Annotated in this window: 15 protein-coding genes; 11 read left to right on the top strand and 4 right to left on the bottom strand. The window is 64.7% G+C overall.

What is annotated here, in order from left to right; all coding sequences use genetic code 11:
• The first annotated feature begins 47 nt into the window (after nucleotides 1-47).
• The 5 genes from argE to A7V84_RS06480 all read left to right on the top strand — a co-directional run bounded on the left by argE (nucleotide 48) and on the right by A7V84_RS06480 (nucleotide 5,093).
• The gene (gene argE / locus A7V84_RS06500; protein WP_025517943.1) at nucleotides 48-1,199 is read left to right on the top strand and encodes an acetylornithine deacetylase; all 1,152 of its coding nucleotides are present in this window, start codon (nucleotides 48-50) and stop codon (nucleotides 1,197-1,199) included.
• 157 nt (nucleotides 1,200-1,356) lie between these two features.
• Entirely contained in the window at nucleotides 1,357-2,556 is a 1,200-nt protein-coding gene (trpB, locus tag A7V84_RS06495) for a tryptophan synthase subunit beta (protein ID WP_025517942.1), read from the top strand.
• Nucleotides 2,556-3,413 (top strand): tryptophan synthase subunit alpha, encoded by an 858-nt coding sequence (gene trpA, locus A7V84_RS06490; RefSeq protein WP_025517940.1) that lies wholly within the window; start codon nucleotides 2,556-2,558, stop codon nucleotides 3,411-3,413. Before trpB ends, trpA begins: the two co-directional genes overlap by 1 nt.
• Nucleotides 3,414-3,447: 34 nt before the next feature.
• Complete coding sequence (accD, locus tag A7V84_RS06485) at nucleotides 3,448-4,326, top strand: acetyl-CoA carboxylase, carboxyltransferase subunit beta (protein WP_025517938.1); 879 nt, start codon at nucleotides 3,448-3,450, stop codon at nucleotides 4,324-4,326.
• 221 nt (nucleotides 4,327-4,547) lie between these two features.
• Nucleotides 4,548-5,093, top strand: a complete 546-nt coding sequence (locus A7V84_RS06480; RefSeq protein WP_025517936.1) for an acyloxyacyl hydrolase — start codon at nucleotides 4,548-4,550, stop codon at nucleotides 5,091-5,093.
• Nucleotides 5,094-5,231: 138 nt separating this feature from the next.
• On the opposite strand, the gene A7V84_RS06475 is transcribed toward A7V84_RS06480, so the two are convergent.
• Nucleotides 5,232-8,375 carry an Rne/Rng family ribonuclease gene (locus tag A7V84_RS06475; protein WP_063492042.1) on the bottom strand — a complete coding sequence of 1,048 codons (3,144 nt, stop codon included), beginning with the start codon at nucleotides 8,373-8,375 and terminating at the stop codon, nucleotides 5,232-5,234.
• Nucleotides 8,376-8,912: 537 nt separating this feature from the next.
• Here A7V84_RS06475 and A7V84_RS06470 point away from each other — a divergent pair.
• From A7V84_RS06470 to A7V84_RS06455, 4 genes are all read left to right on the top strand, one after another.
• On the top strand, nucleotides 8,913-9,872 hold the full coding sequence (locus A7V84_RS06470; RefSeq protein ID WP_025517933.1) for an RluA family pseudouridine synthase: 960 nt from the start codon (nucleotides 8,913-8,915) through the stop codon (nucleotides 9,870-9,872).
• Nucleotide 9,873: 1 nt separating this feature from the next.
• A complete protein-coding gene (locus A7V84_RS06465) occupies nucleotides 9,874-10,530 on the top strand; it encodes an HAD family hydrolase (RefSeq protein WP_025517932.1) in 657 nt (218 codons plus the stop codon).
• Nucleotides 10,531-10,725: 195 nt separating this feature from the next.
• A complete protein-coding gene (gene msrP, locus A7V84_RS06460; RefSeq protein WP_025517931.1) occupies nucleotides 10,726-11,685 on the top strand; it encodes a protein-methionine-sulfoxide reductase catalytic subunit MsrP in 960 nt (319 codons plus the stop codon).
• Between the two features lie 11 nt (nucleotides 11,686-11,696).
• Nucleotides 11,697-12,335: a protein-methionine-sulfoxide reductase heme-binding subunit MsrQ gene (locus A7V84_RS06455; RefSeq protein WP_051348339.1), complete on the top strand. Its 639-nt coding sequence runs from the start codon at nucleotides 11,697-11,699 to the stop codon at nucleotides 12,333-12,335.
• Here the strand turns inward: A7V84_RS06455 and A7V84_RS06450 are convergent.
• The 3 genes from A7V84_RS06450 to A7V84_RS06440 are packed head-to-tail and all read right to left on the bottom strand — an operon-like array spanning nucleotide 12,307 to nucleotide 14,399.
• Complete coding sequence (locus A7V84_RS06450) at nucleotides 12,307-13,095, bottom strand: N-acetylmuramoyl-L-alanine amidase (protein ID WP_052125625.1); 789 nt, start codon at nucleotides 13,093-13,095, stop codon at nucleotides 12,307-12,309. The genes A7V84_RS06455 and A7V84_RS06450 overlap by 29 nt on opposite strands.
• A 3-nt stretch (nucleotides 13,096-13,098) precedes the next feature.
• Complete coding sequence (locus A7V84_RS06445; protein WP_025517926.1) at nucleotides 13,099-13,809, bottom strand: SAM-dependent methyltransferase; 711 nt, start codon at nucleotides 13,807-13,809, stop codon at nucleotides 13,099-13,101.
• Entirely contained in the window at nucleotides 13,806-14,399 is a 594-nt protein-coding gene (locus A7V84_RS06440) for a Maf-like protein (protein WP_025517924.1), read from the bottom strand. The genes A7V84_RS06445 and A7V84_RS06440 overlap by 4 nt, the downstream gene beginning before the upstream one ends.
• A gap of 486 nt (nucleotides 14,400-14,885) precedes the next feature.
• Here A7V84_RS06440 and A7V84_RS06435 point away from each other — a divergent pair, with 486 nt between their 5' ends.
• Together A7V84_RS06435 and rpmF are read left to right on the top strand one after the other, a co-directional pair.
• Nucleotides 14,886-15,503, top strand: a complete 618-nt coding sequence (locus A7V84_RS06435) for a YceD family protein (RefSeq protein ID WP_025517923.1) — start codon at nucleotides 14,886-14,888, stop codon at nucleotides 15,501-15,503.
• 52 nt (nucleotides 15,504-15,555) lie between these two features.
• The gene (gene rpmF / locus A7V84_RS06430) at nucleotides 15,556-15,738 is read left to right on the top strand and encodes a 50S ribosomal protein L32 (protein WP_025517921.1); all 183 of its coding nucleotides are present in this window, start codon (nucleotides 15,556-15,558) and stop codon (nucleotides 15,736-15,738) included.
• Nucleotides 15,739-15,783 lie beyond the last annotated feature (45 nt).

Here is a 15,783-nt window from a genome sequence, read left to right as displayed (position 1 = left end):
GATGCCTGCCGGTTTTCCCTTTCTTGTCTTGTCCGAGGTATGCGCTTATGAATACGCTTGCTTGGCTGGAAACGCTGGTTGGTCTGGATACCACCAGTCGCAATTCGAACCTGGCCCTGATCGAAACGGTGCGGGACTGGCTGGCCGGCCAGGGGGTGTCCTCCTGGCTTGCGCACGACCAGGATGGGGGCAAGGCCAATCTCTTTGCGACGCTGCCGGCCGCCGATGGCGCCACGCAGGGCGGCATCGTGCTCTCTGGGCATACCGATGTCGTGCCGGTTGATGGCCAGGACTGGGCGACCGATCCTTTTGTCCTGACGCAGGCCGATGGACGGGTGTATGGCCGGGGCACCTGCGACATGAAGGGTTTCATCGCTGCCTCGCTGGCGCTGGTGCCGGAATTCCTGGCCATGCCACGCGCCAAACCGATCCACCTGGCGTTTTCCTATGACGAGGAGGTCGGCTGCGTGGGGGCGCCGCGCATGCTGGCCGAGTTGCAGCGCCGAGGCATCCGCGCCGATGGCTGCGTGGTGGGCGAACCTACGGGGATGCGCGTGGTGGTGGCGCACAAGGGCATCAATCTCTTTCATTGCCGTGTGCATGGCAAGGCGGCCCACTCCTCGCTCACGCCGCAAGGCTGCAATGCCATCGAGTATGCGGCGCGCCTGATCTGTCATATCCGGGATCTGGCAGATCGTTTCAAGGCCGACGGGCCTTACGATAATTTCTACGATGTGCCGTTCTCGACCATGACGACCAATCAGATCCGCGGTGGCATTGCCGTCAATACCATCCCGCAGGCCTGCGAGTTCTCCTATGAGTTCCGCAACCTGCCCGGCATGCCGGCCGATGCCATTCAGGGCGAAGTGCTGCGTTACGTCGAGGAAAGCCTGCTGCCGCGCATGCGTGCGGAGTATGACGATGCCCGTATCGAGATCGAGGCCGGCGGTGCGGCTCCCGGGCTGGATGCCGCCGAGGCTGCGGCGATCACGCAGTTGGTGCGGCGCCTGACGGGTGACCAGGAAACGCGCAAGGTCGCCTATGGCACCGAGGCCGGGCTGTTCCAGGCCGCAGGGATTCCGACTGTGGTCTGCGGCCCGGGTCACATTGAGCAGGCCCACAAGCCCAATGAGTATGTGTCGCTCGATCAGCTGACCCAGTGCGAAACCTTCCTGCGCCGTCTGGCGCAGGCGCTCTGAGCCGGGCGTGCCGCAGGGCCGGCAGGGGCGGGCCGAAAGGCCTCAGCCCCTATCGGGCCGCGCTCGGGTAAAATGTTCGGTCGCATAACCGGCGGCAGCGGGCGGCGGGCATAGGGCCTGGCGTCAATCGGCCCCGGTGATTTATCAGGTTGCCTAGGTGAAATCTTACGACTTTCCGGATGCGCGGGGCCACTTCGGTCCTTATGGCGGCGTCTTCGTCGCCGAGACGTTGATGCATGCCCTGGATGAATTGCGCGCCGCCTACGACAAGTATCGTACCGATCCTCGCTTTCTCGAGGCGTTCCACTACGAGCTCAAGCATTTCGTGGGCCGGCCGAGCCCTGTCTACCACGCTCAGCGCTGGTCCGAGCGGCTGGGCGGCGCCCAGATCTGGTTCAAGCGCGAGGACCTCAATCACACGGGGGCGCACAAGGTCAACAACTGCATCGGCCAGGCCTTGCTGGCCCAGCGCATGGGCAAGCCGCGCGTGATCGCCGAGACCGGCGCCGGCCAGCACGGCGTGGCCACGGCCACCGTGGCGGCGCGTTATGGCATGGAGTGCGTGGTCTACATGGGAAGCGAGGACGTGCGCCGCCAGGCTTCCAATGTCTATCGCATGAAGCTGCTGGGCGCGCGTGTCGTGCCGGTGGATTCCGGTTCGCGCACCCTGAAGGACGCCCTTAACGAAGCCATGCGCGACTGGGTGGCCAACGTCGAGAACACGTTCTACATCATCGGCACCGTCGCCGGCCCGGATCCTTATCCGCGCATGGTGCGGGACTTCCAGGCCGTGATCGGCCAGGAGTGCCTGCAGCAGATGCCCGAAGCCGCAGGCCGCCAGCCGGATTATGTGCTGGCCGCGGTAGGCGGCGGCTCCAATGCCGCCGGTATCTTCTATCCCTATCTGCCGCACGAGGGCGTGCAGCTGATCGGGGTGGAAGCGGCCGGCGAAGGCATGGAGAGCGGCCGTCACGCCGCCTCGCTGGCCACCGGCAAGGTCGGCGTGCTGCATGGCAACCGCACCTATGTGATGCAGGACGCCGATGGCCAGGTCAGCGAAACCCATTCGGTGTCGGCCGGCCTGGACTATCCCGGCGTCGGGCCCGAGCATGCCTGGCTCAAGGACTGCGGGCGTGCGAGCTACGTCGGGATCACCGATGACGAGGCGCTCGCGGCTTTCCACGATTGCTGCCGCATCGAAGGGATCATGCCGGCGCTGGAGTCTTCGCATGCCATTGCTCAGGCTGTGAAGATGGCCCCGACGCTGCCCAAGGACAAAATCATTCTGGTCAACCTGTCGGGCCGTGGCGACAAGGACATGCATACCGTCGCCGAGCGCGCGGGCATCCAATTCTGATGACCATGACCGACCGTATCGCCGCCGCCTTCGCCCGGCTGAACCAATCAGGCCGGGCCTCGGCGCTCATTCCTTATATTGCTGCCGGCGATCCTGCGCCGGCCATCACCGTGCCGCTGATGCACGCGCTGGTCAAGGCCGGTGCCGACATTGTCGAGCTGGGTGTGCCTTTCTCCGACCCCATGGCTGACGGGCCCGTGATCCAGCGCGCCGCCGAACGCGCGATCGCGCAAGGCATGGGCTTGGGCCGCGTGCTCGACACCGTGGCCGAGTTCCGCCGTGACGACTCGCACACGCCGGTGGTGCTCATGGGCTACGCCAATCCTATCGAAGCCATGGGGCAGCAGGTTTTCGTCGAGCGCGCCAGCGCTGCCGGCGTCGACGGCCTGCTGGTGGTCGACTATCCTCCCGAGGAAATGGACGCCTTCGCCGGCATGCTCGAAGGCGCCGGTATCGCCCCCATCTTTCTGCTTGCGCCGACGTCCACCGAGGCCCGCATGCAGGCTGTCGGGCGGGTGGCGCGAGGCTATGTTTATTACGTTTCCCTCAAGGGGGTGACCGGCTCCGGCACCCTGAACACGGATGATGTCGCCCAGCGGCTGGCCGTGATCCGCCGCCACGTGGGGATTCCGGTCGGCGTGGGCTTCGGCATTCGCGATGCCGAAAGCGCCAGTCGCATTGCGCAACATGCCGATGCCGTCGTGATCGGCAGCAAACTCATCGAAACCATGGAGCAGGCCGTCGCCAGCGTGCCGCCTGCCCAGCAGGCCGATGCCGCGATCGAGGCCGCCAGCCAATGGCTGGCCGGCGTGCGCCGTGCATTGGACCAAGTCAAACGAGAACGCACGTCGGCTTGAGAAGCCGCCGCTCGACATCTACAGGATAAAAACCATGAGCTGGATCGAGAAACTCCTGCCGCCGCGCATCAACAAGAATAGCGACAGCGGCGTGCGCCGTGTGCCGGAAGGGCTCTGGGTCAAGTGCCCCTCTTGCGAAACGGTGCTCTACAGCGAGGACCTGGCCGCCAACCTGCATGTCTGCCCCAAGTGCAGCCACCACATGCGCATTGGGGCGCGCGCCCGTATCGACTCGCTGCTGGACGTCGAGGGCCGGGTCGAGATCGGCCAGAACACGCGTTCGGTCGATACGCTCAAGTTCAAGGACTCGCGCAAATACCCCGAGCGCCTGCAGGAAGCAGTCAAGAACACCGGTGAGAGCGATGCGCTGGTCGTCATGAGCGGTTCCATCCGCGGCGTGCCGGCCACGCTGGCCTGCTTTGAATTCGACTTCATGGGCGGCTCCATGGGGTCGGTCGTCGGCGAGCGCTTCGTGCGCGGTGTGAAGGCCGCCATCGAGCACAAGACGCCCTTTATCTGCGTGGCCGCCTCGGGGGGCGCCCGGATGCAGGAAAGTCTGCTATCGCTGATGCAGATGGCCAAGACCAACGCCATGCTGACGCAGCTGGCAGGCGCCGGTCTGCCCTTCATCAGCGTCCTGACCGATCCGACCATGGGCGGCGTGTCCGCCAGCTTCGCCTTCATGGGCGATGTGGTCATCGCCGAGCCCAAGGCCCTGATCGGCTTTGCCGGGCCGCGCGTCATCGAACAGACCGTGCGCGAGAAACTGCCCGAAGGCTTCCAGCGCGCCGAGTTCCTGTTGCAGAAAGGCGCGGTCGACATGGTCGTCGACCGCCGCCAGCTGCGCGAAGAGCTGGCCCAGCTGCTCGCGCTGCTGACCAATCAGTCAGCGGATGTGGTGATGCCCGCCTGAGGCAGTCGCTACCGTGTTTGGCTCGGGGCGTCATCGTCACACCGGCGATGACGCCCCGAATTTTTCATGGAACACAGTAATCACCAGTCAGTTCACCAGTACCTGGCTTTTTTTTTGCTTAAGATGTTGTATTGGGTGTACATCTAGGTAGGATTGGTCTTATTTTTTGATAATGTTGAGCGGCGTTAGGGTTCATCACGTGAACGATGTACGGAGTTAGCATGTACGGCATAAACAAGAAGAAAGTTCTGAGCGGTCTGGGAGCGTTGGTGCTGGCCTGTGGTTCGGTGACGGCGTTCGCCCAACAGGGCGATGAAGGCGGTGTCAGCCTGCATTACGGTGTCGGCAACCATTATCAGCGCGTTACCTTGAACTATGAGACGCCCAGCTGGTGGAGCCACCAGTTCAGCAATGGCTGGGGGCGTCTGGATCTGAGCGGCGAATTTGGCGCGGCCTACTGGTGGGCCAATGGTTCTCGCGAGCCTGGTCATGTGTGGCAGGCCAACGCCATCCCGATGTTCCGCTGGTGGGCCAATGACCGCTTCTATATCGAAGCCGGTATCGGCGCGACGGCTTTCAGCCACACCAGCTTTGCCGATAAGCGCATCGGTTCGGCCTTCCAGTTTGGCGATCACATCGGCATGGGTTTCCTGCTGACCAAGAACAACCGCATTGGCGTGCGTTATTCGCACTTCTCCAATGCAGGCATCAAGCGCCCGAATCCGGGGCTGGATGTGGTGCAGATGACCTATACCTATCAATTCTGATTGCACCGCCTGCACCAATGAACCGCTGGCCTTGCCAGCGGTTTTTGTTTGGGCGGCGCGTCGGCGCCGGCAGACGTCAGGCGAGCGCAAAAAAAAACGCCGGACCTTGGGTCCGGCGTTTTTTCGGCTGGCTTGCGCTCAGTCGCGGGTCTCGACCTGCACCAGGGGCTGGCTGGAAACTTGCGCCGTGGGCTTGCGCTCACGGCCCAGGCGTACCGGCTTTTCCTCGGTGGCGCTGCGGGCTTGCGACTCGGCATGGCGCGAGGGGTCGGTCTGCACCCAGGTCAGGCCTGCTGCTTGCACGACCGACTGCAGGCCTTGCTCGCCGACCACGATCGGGGCCGCGCTGCGCGTGGCGGGCGCAGCGGCTGCGGGCGCCGGCTCGGCAGCGGCCGGCTCCCGGGTGGCGGCAGGCGCGGTTGCTTCGCTTTCCGTCTGCGTGACCGTTTCGGCGGCGCCAACCGTTACGCTGGCGTCAACCGTTGCGGCGGCCGGCGGCGCTGCCTGTTCGGGGCTTGCTGCCGGAGCGGCGACAACCTGGACCGGTTCGACCGGCTCGGCAGGCGCCACATCCGACGCGACGGCTTGGGCGGCAGGCGTCGTGTCCACCTCGGCGGCAACGGCTTGCTCGGGGGCAGCCTGGACCGCCGGCGTTGCTTCGGCCGGTGCGGCTTGCGGCGCCGGTTCGGCGGCTGCAGCCGGCGCCGGCTGTTGCGACTCGGCAACCGCGACGGCGGCCTCGGGCGCGGCTGCGGGCTGGGTGTCGGCCTTGGCTTGTACCTGAACCGGCTCGCTGACCGGCGTGACGTCAAAGGCCTGGGCCGGCACCAGGGCGGTGCCGGGGCTTTCGGCGTCAGTGCCGTCTTCGTTGCCCTGATCGTCGGCGTTCATGGTCACGCCATCTTCCTGGCTGCGACGGCCACGGCGGCTGCGGCGGCGGCGGCGCTTGCGCTCCGGATCGGCATTGCCGTCAGCGTCGACGTTGTCGGCCAGTTCGGTTTCCGTGGCGTTGACGTCCTTGTCAGCAGTCTCGGAGGCCGGCTTGGCCGCGGCGGCCGGGCTGGCTTGCGGGGCGGTCTGGGGCTCGGCGGCCTGCGAGGCGCCAGGCGCAGCCGTCGCGGGCAGAGCGTCGGCGACGGTTTCCGCCAGCGCGGCCACCATGGTTTCCTGCTCGCTCATCGGTGCTGCGCCGTCTTCGCGACGATTGCGGCCACGGCCACGGCGGTTGCGGCCGTTGCGCGGCTGGCCGTCATCGCTTTCGCTGGCGGCGGGACGGTTGCCGGCCGGGGCGGCCGCCGCTTCCGCCTTGCGGGCGGCGCGTTCCTGGCGCTCCTGGTTCTGTTCCGGGTTGCGGTTGTCCTGGCGGGCTTCGCCATGGCGCTCGTCCTGGCGGCGTCCGCCGCGAACCTGGCGCGGTTCCAGGCCTTCGCCTTCCGCATTGTTGCGGCGGTTGCGGTTGCGCTCGGAGCCATGGCGTTCACCACGGCGCTCCTGGCCGTCATGGGCGCGCTTGGAGCGATTGCCGGTGCTGCGCTTGACCGGTTCGGCCGGTTTCTCGGCGGGCTTGGCTTCGGCGCCGCCGGACAGCCATTGGATTAGGCGCTTGAACAGCCCGCCCAGGCCGGCGCTTTCAGCCGGTTTGGCAACCGCAGCCGGAGCCGGGGTGGATACGGGGGCCGGCTGCGCCGGCGTGATGCCTTTGACCAGGGCCTCGGGACGCGGCTTGACTTCCTGTTCGCGCGGATTCCAGGTCAGCTCGGTGGCCGGGCTTTCGGCCAGCTCGAAGCTGGTCTTGCTGTCTTCCAGGCGCGGATCGTCGTGGCGCAGGCGCTCCAGGTGATGGTGCGGCGTCTCCAGGTGCTTGTTGGGGATCAGCACCAGGTTGACCTTCAGGCGGGTCTCGATCTTGGTGATGTCGGCGCGCTTTTCGTTCAGCAGGAAGGTGGCCACATCGACCGGCACCTGGGCGTGAACCGCCGCGGTGTTTTCCTTCATGGCTTCTTCTTGCAGCAGGCGCAGCACTTGCAGCGCGCTGGATTCGGCGTCGCGGATCACGCCGGTGCCGGTGCAGCGCGGGCAGGTGATGTGCGAGCCTTCGTTCAGGGCCGGGCGCAGGCGCTGGCGCGACAGCTCCATCAGGCCGAAACGCGAGATCTTGCCCATTTGGACGCGTGCCCGGTCAAAGTGCAGGGCGTCGCGCAGGCGTTGTTCGACAGCACGCTGGTTCTTGCTGTCTTCCATGTCGATGAAGTCGATGACGATCAGGCCGCCCAGGTCGCGCAGGCGCAACTGGCGGGCCACTTCGTCGGCGGCTTCGAGGTTGGTGCGCAGGGCGGTTTCTTCGATGTCGGCGCCGCGCGTGGAGCGGGCGGAGTTGACGTCGACGGCGACCAGGGCTTCCGTGTGGTCGATGACCACGGCGCCACCCGAGGGCAGTTGCACGGTGCGCGAATAGGCCGTCTCGATCTGGTGTTCGATCTGGAAGCGCGAGAACAGCGGGATATCGTCACGATAGCGTTTGACGCGCTGGACGTTGTCCGGCATCACCACGCTCATGAAGGCGCTGGCCTGATCGGCGATCTCGTCGGTATCGATCAGGATCTCGCCGATTTCGGGCGAGAAATAATCGCGGATCGCGCGGATCACCAGGCTCGACTCGAGGTAGATCAGGATGGGGGCCGCGTTGTCGCGTGCCGCGCCATCGATGGCCGTCCAGAGCTGCATCAGGTACGAAAGGTCCCATTGCAGTTCGTCGACGTTGCGGCCGATGCCGGCCGTGCGCGCGATGATGCTCATGCCCTGCGGCACGTCGAGCTGTTCCATCGTGTCGCGCAGTTCCTGGCGGTCTTCGCCTTCGACGCGGCGCGAAACACCGCCGCCGCGCGGATTGTTCGGCATCAGGACCAGGTAGCGGCCGGCCAGCGAGATGAAAGTGGTCAGGGCGGCGCCCTTGTTGCCACGTTCTTCCTTCTCGACCTGAACGATCAGTTCCTGGCCTTCGCGCAGGGCATCCTGGATGCGCGCGCTGCGCACGTCCACGCCTTCCTTGAAGTAGCTGCGGGCCACTTCCTTGAAGGGCAGGAACCCGTGCCGGTCTTCGCCATAATTGACGAAGCAGGCCTCCAGACCCGGCTCGATGCGGGTGATGACGCCTTTATAGATGTTGCCTTTGCGCTGTTCGCGCCCGGCGGTCTCGATATCGAGGTCGATGAGCTTTTGCCCATCAACGATTGCGACGCGCAGTTCTTCCTGGTGCGTCGCATTAAACAACATGCGCTTCATGAGTGGGATTCTCCGTAGTCAGGACGCGCCGAATATCGGCGCGCGACCTCGGGTCACTCGGGCTGCGGTTGGTGCAGGCAAGAAAATGCGGACCGTACCCGGGCTGTGGCCCAGGCGTATCCGCCGCGCGTCACGCGGGCACTGCGTGCCGTGGGGCACGGGGTTCGGTCAGCAGGGAGGTCAGCTTCACGGTAGTGGATGACGGGAAATATGCTGTGAACGTCAGATGTGGCGCAAAGTACGCGGCACATCTGGTGCGTATAAGTATTCGACGATTCTTGCAGTGCATCAAGACGCTTGCGGCAGGCGACGGATCCCTGCCAGGAAGGCGGGCACTGCATGCCTCACCACCGTCCGGCAGATCGCGGTCGCGCCGGCGACCAAGTAGACCCAGGCGCTGAACGTAGGCAGTACAATGGTGGCCCGCACGTCCGACGGAGACGCGCGAAAATAACTTTCCGCATCTCAACGCCAGGCAGCGGTTTCACACCCGAAATCAGCCTTTGTAGTTCAGCCCCTTAAGGCTGTCCCGATTATATGCCGCTTTCCGCATTGCGCAAACAAACTTCCCCGGCTGTTCCGTCGGTGCGTCTGGTCGAGGTCGATTCCGAGCAGGAGGGGCAGCGGCTCGACAACTTCCTGCTGCGCATCTGCAAGGGTGTGCCCAAGAGTCATATCTATAAGGCGATTCGCGGCGGCGAGGTTCGTATAAATAAGGGACGAACCAGTGCCGACTACCGCGTGCAGGCAGGCGACGTCGTGCGGGTGCCGCCGCTGCGCCTGCCGGATCCGGGGGCGCCGCGCCCGGTGCCGGCCGCTGAGTTTCCGGTGGTCTATGAGGACGAGGCCTTGCTGGTGATTGACAAGCCGGCCGGCGTGGCCGTGCATGGCGGCAGCGGGGTATCTTTCGGGGTAATCGAACAATTGCGCGCGGCCCGCCCGCAGGCGCGCTTTCTCGAATTGGTGCATCGCCTGGACCGCGACACTTCTGGCCTGCTGATGGTCGCCAAGAAACGCAGCGCCCTGCTGGCTCTGCATGCCATGCTGCGCGAAGGCAAGGGCGGCAAGCGCTATCTGGCGCTGGTCGAGGGCGACTGGGTCAATGACCGGCAGCACATCCGTTTCCCCCTCACCCGCTGGACCACCCAGAGTGGCGAGCGGCGCGTCAAGGTGGATCCGGATGGCTCGCCCTCGCACACCATCGTGTCGTTGCGCCAGCGTTTTGGCGGCTACAGTCTGGTGCAGGCAGAGCTACGTACCGGACGAACCCACCAGATCCGGGTGCACCTGGCGGCCAGCGGCTTTCCCATCGTGGGCGACGATAAATACGGGACGGATTCAACCCGGGCCCAGTTCGCCCGCGAGGGCTTTAACCGCATGTTCCTGCATGCGCATCAACTTTCCCTGGCTCACCCGTTGACGGGGGAGCCCTTAGAGCTGGTGGCGGAACTGCCCGCCGCCTGTCGTAAGCTGTTACAGCGATTGGAGGCTGCCTAGTATGTCGTATGGATTGGTGGTGTTCGATTGGGACGGCACCCTGATGGATTCCACCCACAGCATCGTGGCGGCCATCCAGGCGGCCGCGCGCGACCTTGAGCTTCCGGTGCCTTCGGCATCGGCGGCCAGCTGGGTCATTGGTCTGTCGCTCGAAAGTGCGCTGCGGCGCGCCGTGCCCGAGCTGACGCCGGCCTTGCTGCCCCGCTTCTTGGAACGCTATCGGATTCATTACCTGTTGCGAGATCCGGAGTTGCGCCTGTTCGAGGGGGTGCGCGAGCTGCTGGAAGATCTGGCTAATCGCAATGTGCGCCTGGCCGTGGCCACCGGCAAGAGCCGTGTCGGGCTGGATCGGGTGCTGGCCGCCACTGGCCTGGGCCCGGTCTTCGATGCGACCCGCACCGCCGACGAGACCTTCAGCAAGCCGCATCCCGAAATGCTCAACCAGCTGATGAGCGATCTGGATGTCGATCCGGACGCCGTCATCATGATTGGCGACACCACCCATGACTTGCAGATGGCAGCCAATGCCGGAGTGCATGGCCTGGGCGTCTCTTATGGGGCGCACAGCCTGGCCGAGTTGCAGGGTTGTCCCTCCCAGGCCGTGGTCGACAGCGTGCCCGCCATGGCGCAGTGGCTGGGTGGTCGTTTGCGGGTCTGATATCGTTTCCCAAAAATTTCAGACTTGTCTGATCATGGTCTGAAATTCTTTTTTAATCAGCAGGTTGCGATTATTTTTCGTGTGTTGCCCCGGGCCTCCCCCGGGGCTTTCTGTTTCCCGGGCGGGAATTTTTCCGCCTGCCGGGGCGTCTATGCCTAAGAAGGCCATCGTTGCGGCCTGTTCCCGGAGAGTCCCATGCATGTGCGCAAGCCGCCCCATATTCTGCCCTCGGAGCTGACCTCAGAGGACGTCTGGCAGTCGCGACGTGACTGGATGACGCGCACTGCGGTGGCGGCAGCGGGTCTGGGCATGGCGGGCTGGACGTCGCGCGCTGCCTGGGCCCAGGAGGGGTCTTTGCCCGGTGTGCCCAACCCGGCGCTGTCGGTCACGGAAGCGCAGACGCCCTACAAGGATGTCACGACCTACAATAATTACTACGAATTCGGGCTCGACAAGAGCGATCCGGCGCGTCGTGCCGACAAGCTGGTGGTCAGGCCCTGGGCGGTAACGGTCGATGGCGAGGTGGGCAAGCCGCGCACCTTCGATATCGACGAGCTGTTGCGCCTGGCTCCCATGGAGGAGCGGATTTACCGCCTTCGTTGCGTGGAAGGATGGTCCATGGTGATTCCCTGGGAGGGTTATTCGCTGTCGCGCCTGCTGCAGGCCGTGGAGCCCACCGGTAACGCCAAGTTCGTGGAATTCACCACGGTGCTCCAGCCTGAAAACATGCCGGGCGTACGCAGTCGGGTGCTCGATTGGCCCTACGTCGAAGGGCTGCGCATGGATGAGGCGATGCATCCGCTGACCATGCTGGTCTTTGGCGTCTATGGCAAGGTGCTGCCCAAGCAGAACGGGGCGCCGTTGCGTCTGGCAGTTCCCTGGAAATATGGTTTCAAGTCGGCCAAGTCGCTGGTGCGCATCCGCCTGCTGGAGCGTGAGCCCGTCAGCAGCTGGATGGCGGCGGCGCCCAGCGAATATGGCTTCTATGCCAACGTCAATCCTGATGTGCCCCATCCGCGCTGGAGTCAGGCGACCGAGCGGCGCATCGGCGAGGGCGGCTTGTTTGCGCCGCGCCGTGCGACCCTGCCGTTCAATGGCTACGGCGAGCAGGTGGCGGCGCTGTATCAGGGCATGGATCTGCGGCGTAACTTCTGAGGGCTATGACCATGGCGCATCAATGGTCGGCCGTTCAGGTCGGGCGCTTCAAGCCCTTGCTCTTCGTGCTTGGCCTGGCTGCCGCCCTGCGATGGGTCTGGCTGGGCTTTAACGATGGTCTGGGGGTCAATCCGGTCGAGTTCCTGACGCGCTCCTCCGGGACGTGGACCCTGGTCTGGTTGCTGGTGACGCTGGCCGTCACGCCTATGCGCCGGCTATTGGGCCAGCCAGCCTTGATCCGCCTGCGTCGGATGTGCGGGCTCTTCGCTTTTTTCTACGCATCCCTGCATATGGTGGCCTGGCTGTGGTGGGATCGTGGCTGGGATGCCGAGGCGGTCTGGCGCGATTTGCTGGAGCGCACTTTCGTGCAGGTCGGCATGGCGGCCTTTGTCCTGATGGCCGCCCTGGCGCTCACCTCGACGTCTAGGGCGATGCGGGCGATGGGCCGTCGATGGCAGCAGTTGCACCGTCTGGTCTATGTCGTCGGAGGCTTGGCGATCTGGCATTTCTGGCTTCACAAGGCCGGCAAGAACGATTTCAGCGACCCCATCCTTTATGGTCTGGTGCTTGCAGTATTGCTGGGCTGGCGCCTGTGGGCCTGGTACGGTCGTCGCCGGGCGCTCAAGGCTGCGCCAGCATCGATTTCATGATGGCGGCCGTTTCTGCATCGGGCTGGCCGTCGTGGCGCGCCGGGCGATAGTGCATCTGGAAGGCCGCCAGCACATTGCGGGTGGCGGTATCCAGGCGGCCGTTCTGTGGGCAGTCATAGCCCAGTCGTAGCAGTGCATCCTGGAACCAGGCCGTTTCAGGCAGGGGCGCGTGGCGCAGGCGTGCGAGTTCGGCTTGGGCGCGGGCTTCGTCGTACCACCGGCCCAGGCCGTCCTGGGCCAGCGCGCGCCAGGGAAAGCGCGGGCCGGGGTCGAGTTTGCGTTGCGGGGCGATGTCGCTGTGGCCGACGATGTTCTCCGGGCGCAGTTGGTGGCGCAGTACAAGCCCCTGTAGCAGGCGCCCGAGCGTGGCGATCTGGGCCGTCGAGTAGGGCGGGTAGCTGATGCTGCCGTCCGCTTCGGTCTGGGCGCCGGGATTGACGATCTCGATGCCGATTGAGGTCAGGTTGATGGCGGGCTGGCCATACCAGCGGCTGGCGCCCGCGTGCCAGGCCGCCTGCTGCTCGTCCACCAGGCGATAGGCCTTGCCCTGGCTGTCGATCAGGTAGTGGGCGCTGACCTCGCCCTTGGTGAGCAGACCAAGCGAGTCGGCGTCATTCTCGGCGGTGTAGTGGATCACCGCGTGACGTACCCGACTGCTGTGGGACAGCGCGGTGTAGCGGGTGTCCAGCGCCTGTTGGCCAGCACAGCCGGTCAGCAGGGCGGCCAGGCAGATCCGGCCAAGCAGGCGTGCAAGGGCCATGTGTCAGCGTGCCAGAAACAGGAACAGCGTGGGCTGCTTGTCCAGTGCGGGGGGCGGCAAGGTCTTCCAGTGAGCCACGGTATGGGTGGCGATCAGCTCCTGGTCGGTGGTCAGGGCGCGGGCCACGCACAGCCGGGTGTCGCCCTTGAGTGCCGACAGCAGGGTCTGAAACATTGCCGCGTTGCGATAGGGGGTTTCGATCAGCATCTGCGTCTGGTCCTGGCGTGCCGACTGCTGTTCCCAGGCGCGCAGTTGTTTGGCCCGCTCTGTTGCGTCGACGGGTGCGTAGCCGTGGAAAGCGAAGCGCTGGCCCTCCAGGCCGCTGGCCATCAGGCCCAGGAGCAGGGAAGAGGGGCCTACCCAGGGCTTGACTCGCAAGCCCATGCGATGCGCGGCGGCTGCAACCTTGGCGCCGGGGTCGGCCACGGCGGGGCAGCCGGCTTCGGAAACCAAACCCATATCCTTGCCGGCCTTGAGGGGGCGCAGCCAGTGTTCGATGTCCTGGATGGGCGTCTGGGCGTTAAGTGTATGGATGGTGATTTCCTGCAGTGGTCGGTCGGTGCCGATCTGCTTGAGGAAGGCGCGCGCGGTCTTGGCGTTTTCGGCGATGTAGCAGTCCAGGCTGCCCGCCAAGGCGCGGGCCTGGGCGGGCAGCCAGGAGTCGGCGGGCGCTTCGCCCAGGCTGACCGGGATCAGATGCAGCGTGCCGCTCATGAGGCGCTCCGCAGCGGATCCAGGCCGAAGCGCGACAGCATGCCTGTCAGGGCGATCAGGGGCAGGCCGATGATGGCGGTCGGGTCGTCGCTGCGCATGCTTTCCATGAGCGCGATGCCCAGGCTTTCTGCCTTGGCGCTGCCAGCGGTGTCAAACGGCTGTTCGGCATGCAGATAGGCGTCGATGGCGGCCTCGGAAAGGGTGCGGAAATGGCAGTAGGTGATGATGTCGGCCTGTTCGATGCGCTGGCCATCGGTGACGGCCAGCGCACTGTGGAATTCAACCACGCGCCCGGAAAGCTGGCGTAGCTGTTGTTGTGCGCGTTCGAAATTGCCGGGTTTGCCGATGGGGACGCCGTCTATCGTGGCGACCTGGTCGGAGCCGATCACGATGCTGCCCGGATGCTTGCCGGCCACGGCCTGCGCCTTGGCGATCGACAGTCGCAGCGCCAGCGCCGCGGGCGTTTCGCCCGGGTGTGGGGTTTCATCCACATCCGGTGAAATGCTTTCGAAGGGGATGCGCAGCCGCTCAAGCATGGCGCGCCGATAGCGTGAGCTGGAGGCAAGGATAAGTTGTGGAATCTGGGTCATGCGATATTTGACGATGGTCTGTAAGCCACGGTATTATCTAACGTTTTGCGGTGATTTTGCTTTGCGCCCGTTTTGCGGCGCTTGTTGGCGAAGCATATTTCGTTTTGCAACGAGCCTTTTCGGCAAAGCGTGGGATCCGGCGCGAAGTGTGAGGTTTGAGTGCGGCGATTTCGTACAGATTGCCGGGCGCTCGCCTATACTTCCGGTTGTTTTGCTGTTTGGCGCAGCACAGTCGCATGCCATGCATGTGACGCATGTGCGTCAGATGCATGACAGAAACACGCAGCAAACCCGGACAGCAAGGCCTGGGCGGCATGCGCAGGCAGTACGCAAAAGGAAAAACGGCCCTGGCGGCCCTGAAATGAAGTTCCGGCATGAACCGGCGTTGAGGCGCCGAAAGTGCAGGGTAGTTCGGGGCGTCGGGCGGCAGCCGGTTGTGGTTGCATGGTTGGGCGCAAGCCCGGGATTCGGGGCAGGAGAGGCGAAATGACTGGCAAGAACATGGATCCATCGGGCGCCATGGCTGTTGACGCTTTCGCCATGGCCCGTCAGGGTTCCGAGGCGCACGGGGAGATCCCGTTGACGCGGCTGGTGCGTTTCATGGATGGGTTGCCCGAGCAGGGCGCCGGTGACGCCGGGATGCTCCGCTGGAGCGTGCGGGGCGAAATCGGGCGCGGCACGGGCAAGACCGGTGCCGTGATCTCAGGCCAGCCGTTGCTGAATTTGCACGTGGCGGCAACGCCGGTGCTGGTTTGCCAGCGTTGTGGCGAGCCCTTTGTCTATCCGGTCGACAGCACTGCCGTATTGCAGCTGGTCGAGTCGGAAGACGACCTGGACGATGACCTGGCTGACTTGCAGGAAGCCCAGGAAGAAGGTTTGGATTTTGCGACCGATGTGCCTGAGAAGGTCGTGGGTTCGCATCGTTTCGATCTGCTGGCCCAGATCGAGGATGAGCTCATCTTGAGCATTCCGTATGTGCCCCGGCATGAAGTCTGCCCGGGTCATGCGGAGCAAAAGGCCGTTTCGGATGCCGATACGCCGGCTGAAGAAAGCAAGCGTCCATCGCCGTTCGCGGTGCTGGAGCAACTGAAACGCAAGAATTGAAATCAACTCGGGCGGCATTGGCGTACAATGCGGCCCGTTTCTAGGAGTCATCATGGCTGTTCAACAAAACAAGAAATCCCCGTCCAAGCGCGGCATGCATCGTTCGCACGACTTTCTGGTGAACCCGCCGACGGCTATCGAGCCCAACACGGGCGAGACGCATCTGCGTCACCACATCAGCCCCAACGGTTTCTACCGTGGCCGCAAGGTCCTGAAGACCAAGGCTGACGAATAAGGCCCCCGGGCCGAACTCGTAACCCGGACCGTTTCGGCTGAAGGC

Origin of the sequence: Bordetella trematum, from assembly GCF_900078335.1 — a bacterium.
GTDB classification, from domain to species: Bacteria; Pseudomonadota; Gammaproteobacteria; order Burkholderiales; family Burkholderiaceae_B; genus Bordetella; species Bordetella trematum.
Note: the sequence above shows the minus strand (reverse complement) of the source record. Positions and strands in the feature narration are given on the sequence as shown.

Excerpts from the sequence above, each read along its gene's own strand:
- trpA (WP_025517940.1), top strand. The coding sequence starts at position 2,556 with ATGACCATGACCGACCGTATCGCCGCCGCCTTCGCCCGGCTGAACCAA.
- msrP (WP_025517931.1), top strand. The coding sequence starts at position 10,726 with ATGCATGTGCGCAAGCCGCCCCATATTCTGCCCTCGGAGCTGACCTCA.
- accD (WP_025517938.1), top strand. The coding sequence starts at position 3,448 with ATGAGCTGGATCGAGAAACTCCTGCCGCCGCGCATCAACAAGAATAGC.
- argE (WP_025517943.1), top strand. The coding sequence starts at position 48 with ATGAATACGCTTGCTTGGCTGGAAACGCTGGTTGGTCTGGATACCACC.
- A7V84_RS06465 (WP_025517932.1), top strand. The coding sequence starts at position 9,874 with ATGTCGTATGGATTGGTGGTGTTCGATTGGGACGGCACCCTGATGGAT.
- A7V84_RS06480 (WP_025517936.1), top strand. The coding sequence starts at position 4,548 with ATGTACGGCATAAACAAGAAGAAAGTTCTGAGCGGTCTGGGAGCGTTG.
- A7V84_RS06475 (WP_063492042.1), bottom strand. The coding sequence starts at position 8,375 with ATGAAGCGCATGTTGTTTAATGCGACGCACCAGGAAGAACTGCGCGTC.
- A7V84_RS06435 (WP_025517923.1), top strand. The coding sequence starts at position 14,886 with ATGACTGGCAAGAACATGGATCCATCGGGCGCCATGGCTGTTGACGCT.
- A7V84_RS06440 (WP_025517924.1), bottom strand. The coding sequence starts at position 14,399 with ATGACCCAGATTCCACAACTTATCCTTGCCTCCAGCTCACGCTATCGG.
- rpmF (WP_025517921.1), top strand. The coding sequence starts at position 15,556 with ATGGCTGTTCAACAAAACAAGAAATCCCCGTCCAAGCGCGGCATGCAT.
- A7V84_RS06470 (WP_025517933.1), top strand. The coding sequence starts at position 8,913 with ATGCCGCTTTCCGCATTGCGCAAACAAACTTCCCCGGCTGTTCCGTCG.
- A7V84_RS06445 (WP_025517926.1), bottom strand. The coding sequence starts at position 13,809 with ATGAGCGGCACGCTGCATCTGATCCCGGTCAGCCTGGGCGAAGCGCCC.
- A7V84_RS06455 (WP_051348339.1), top strand. The coding sequence starts at position 11,697 with ATGGCGCATCAATGGTCGGCCGTTCAGGTCGGGCGCTTCAAGCCCTTG.
- A7V84_RS06450 (WP_052125625.1), bottom strand. The coding sequence starts at position 13,095 with ATGGCCCTTGCACGCCTGCTTGGCCGGATCTGCCTGGCCGCCCTGCTG.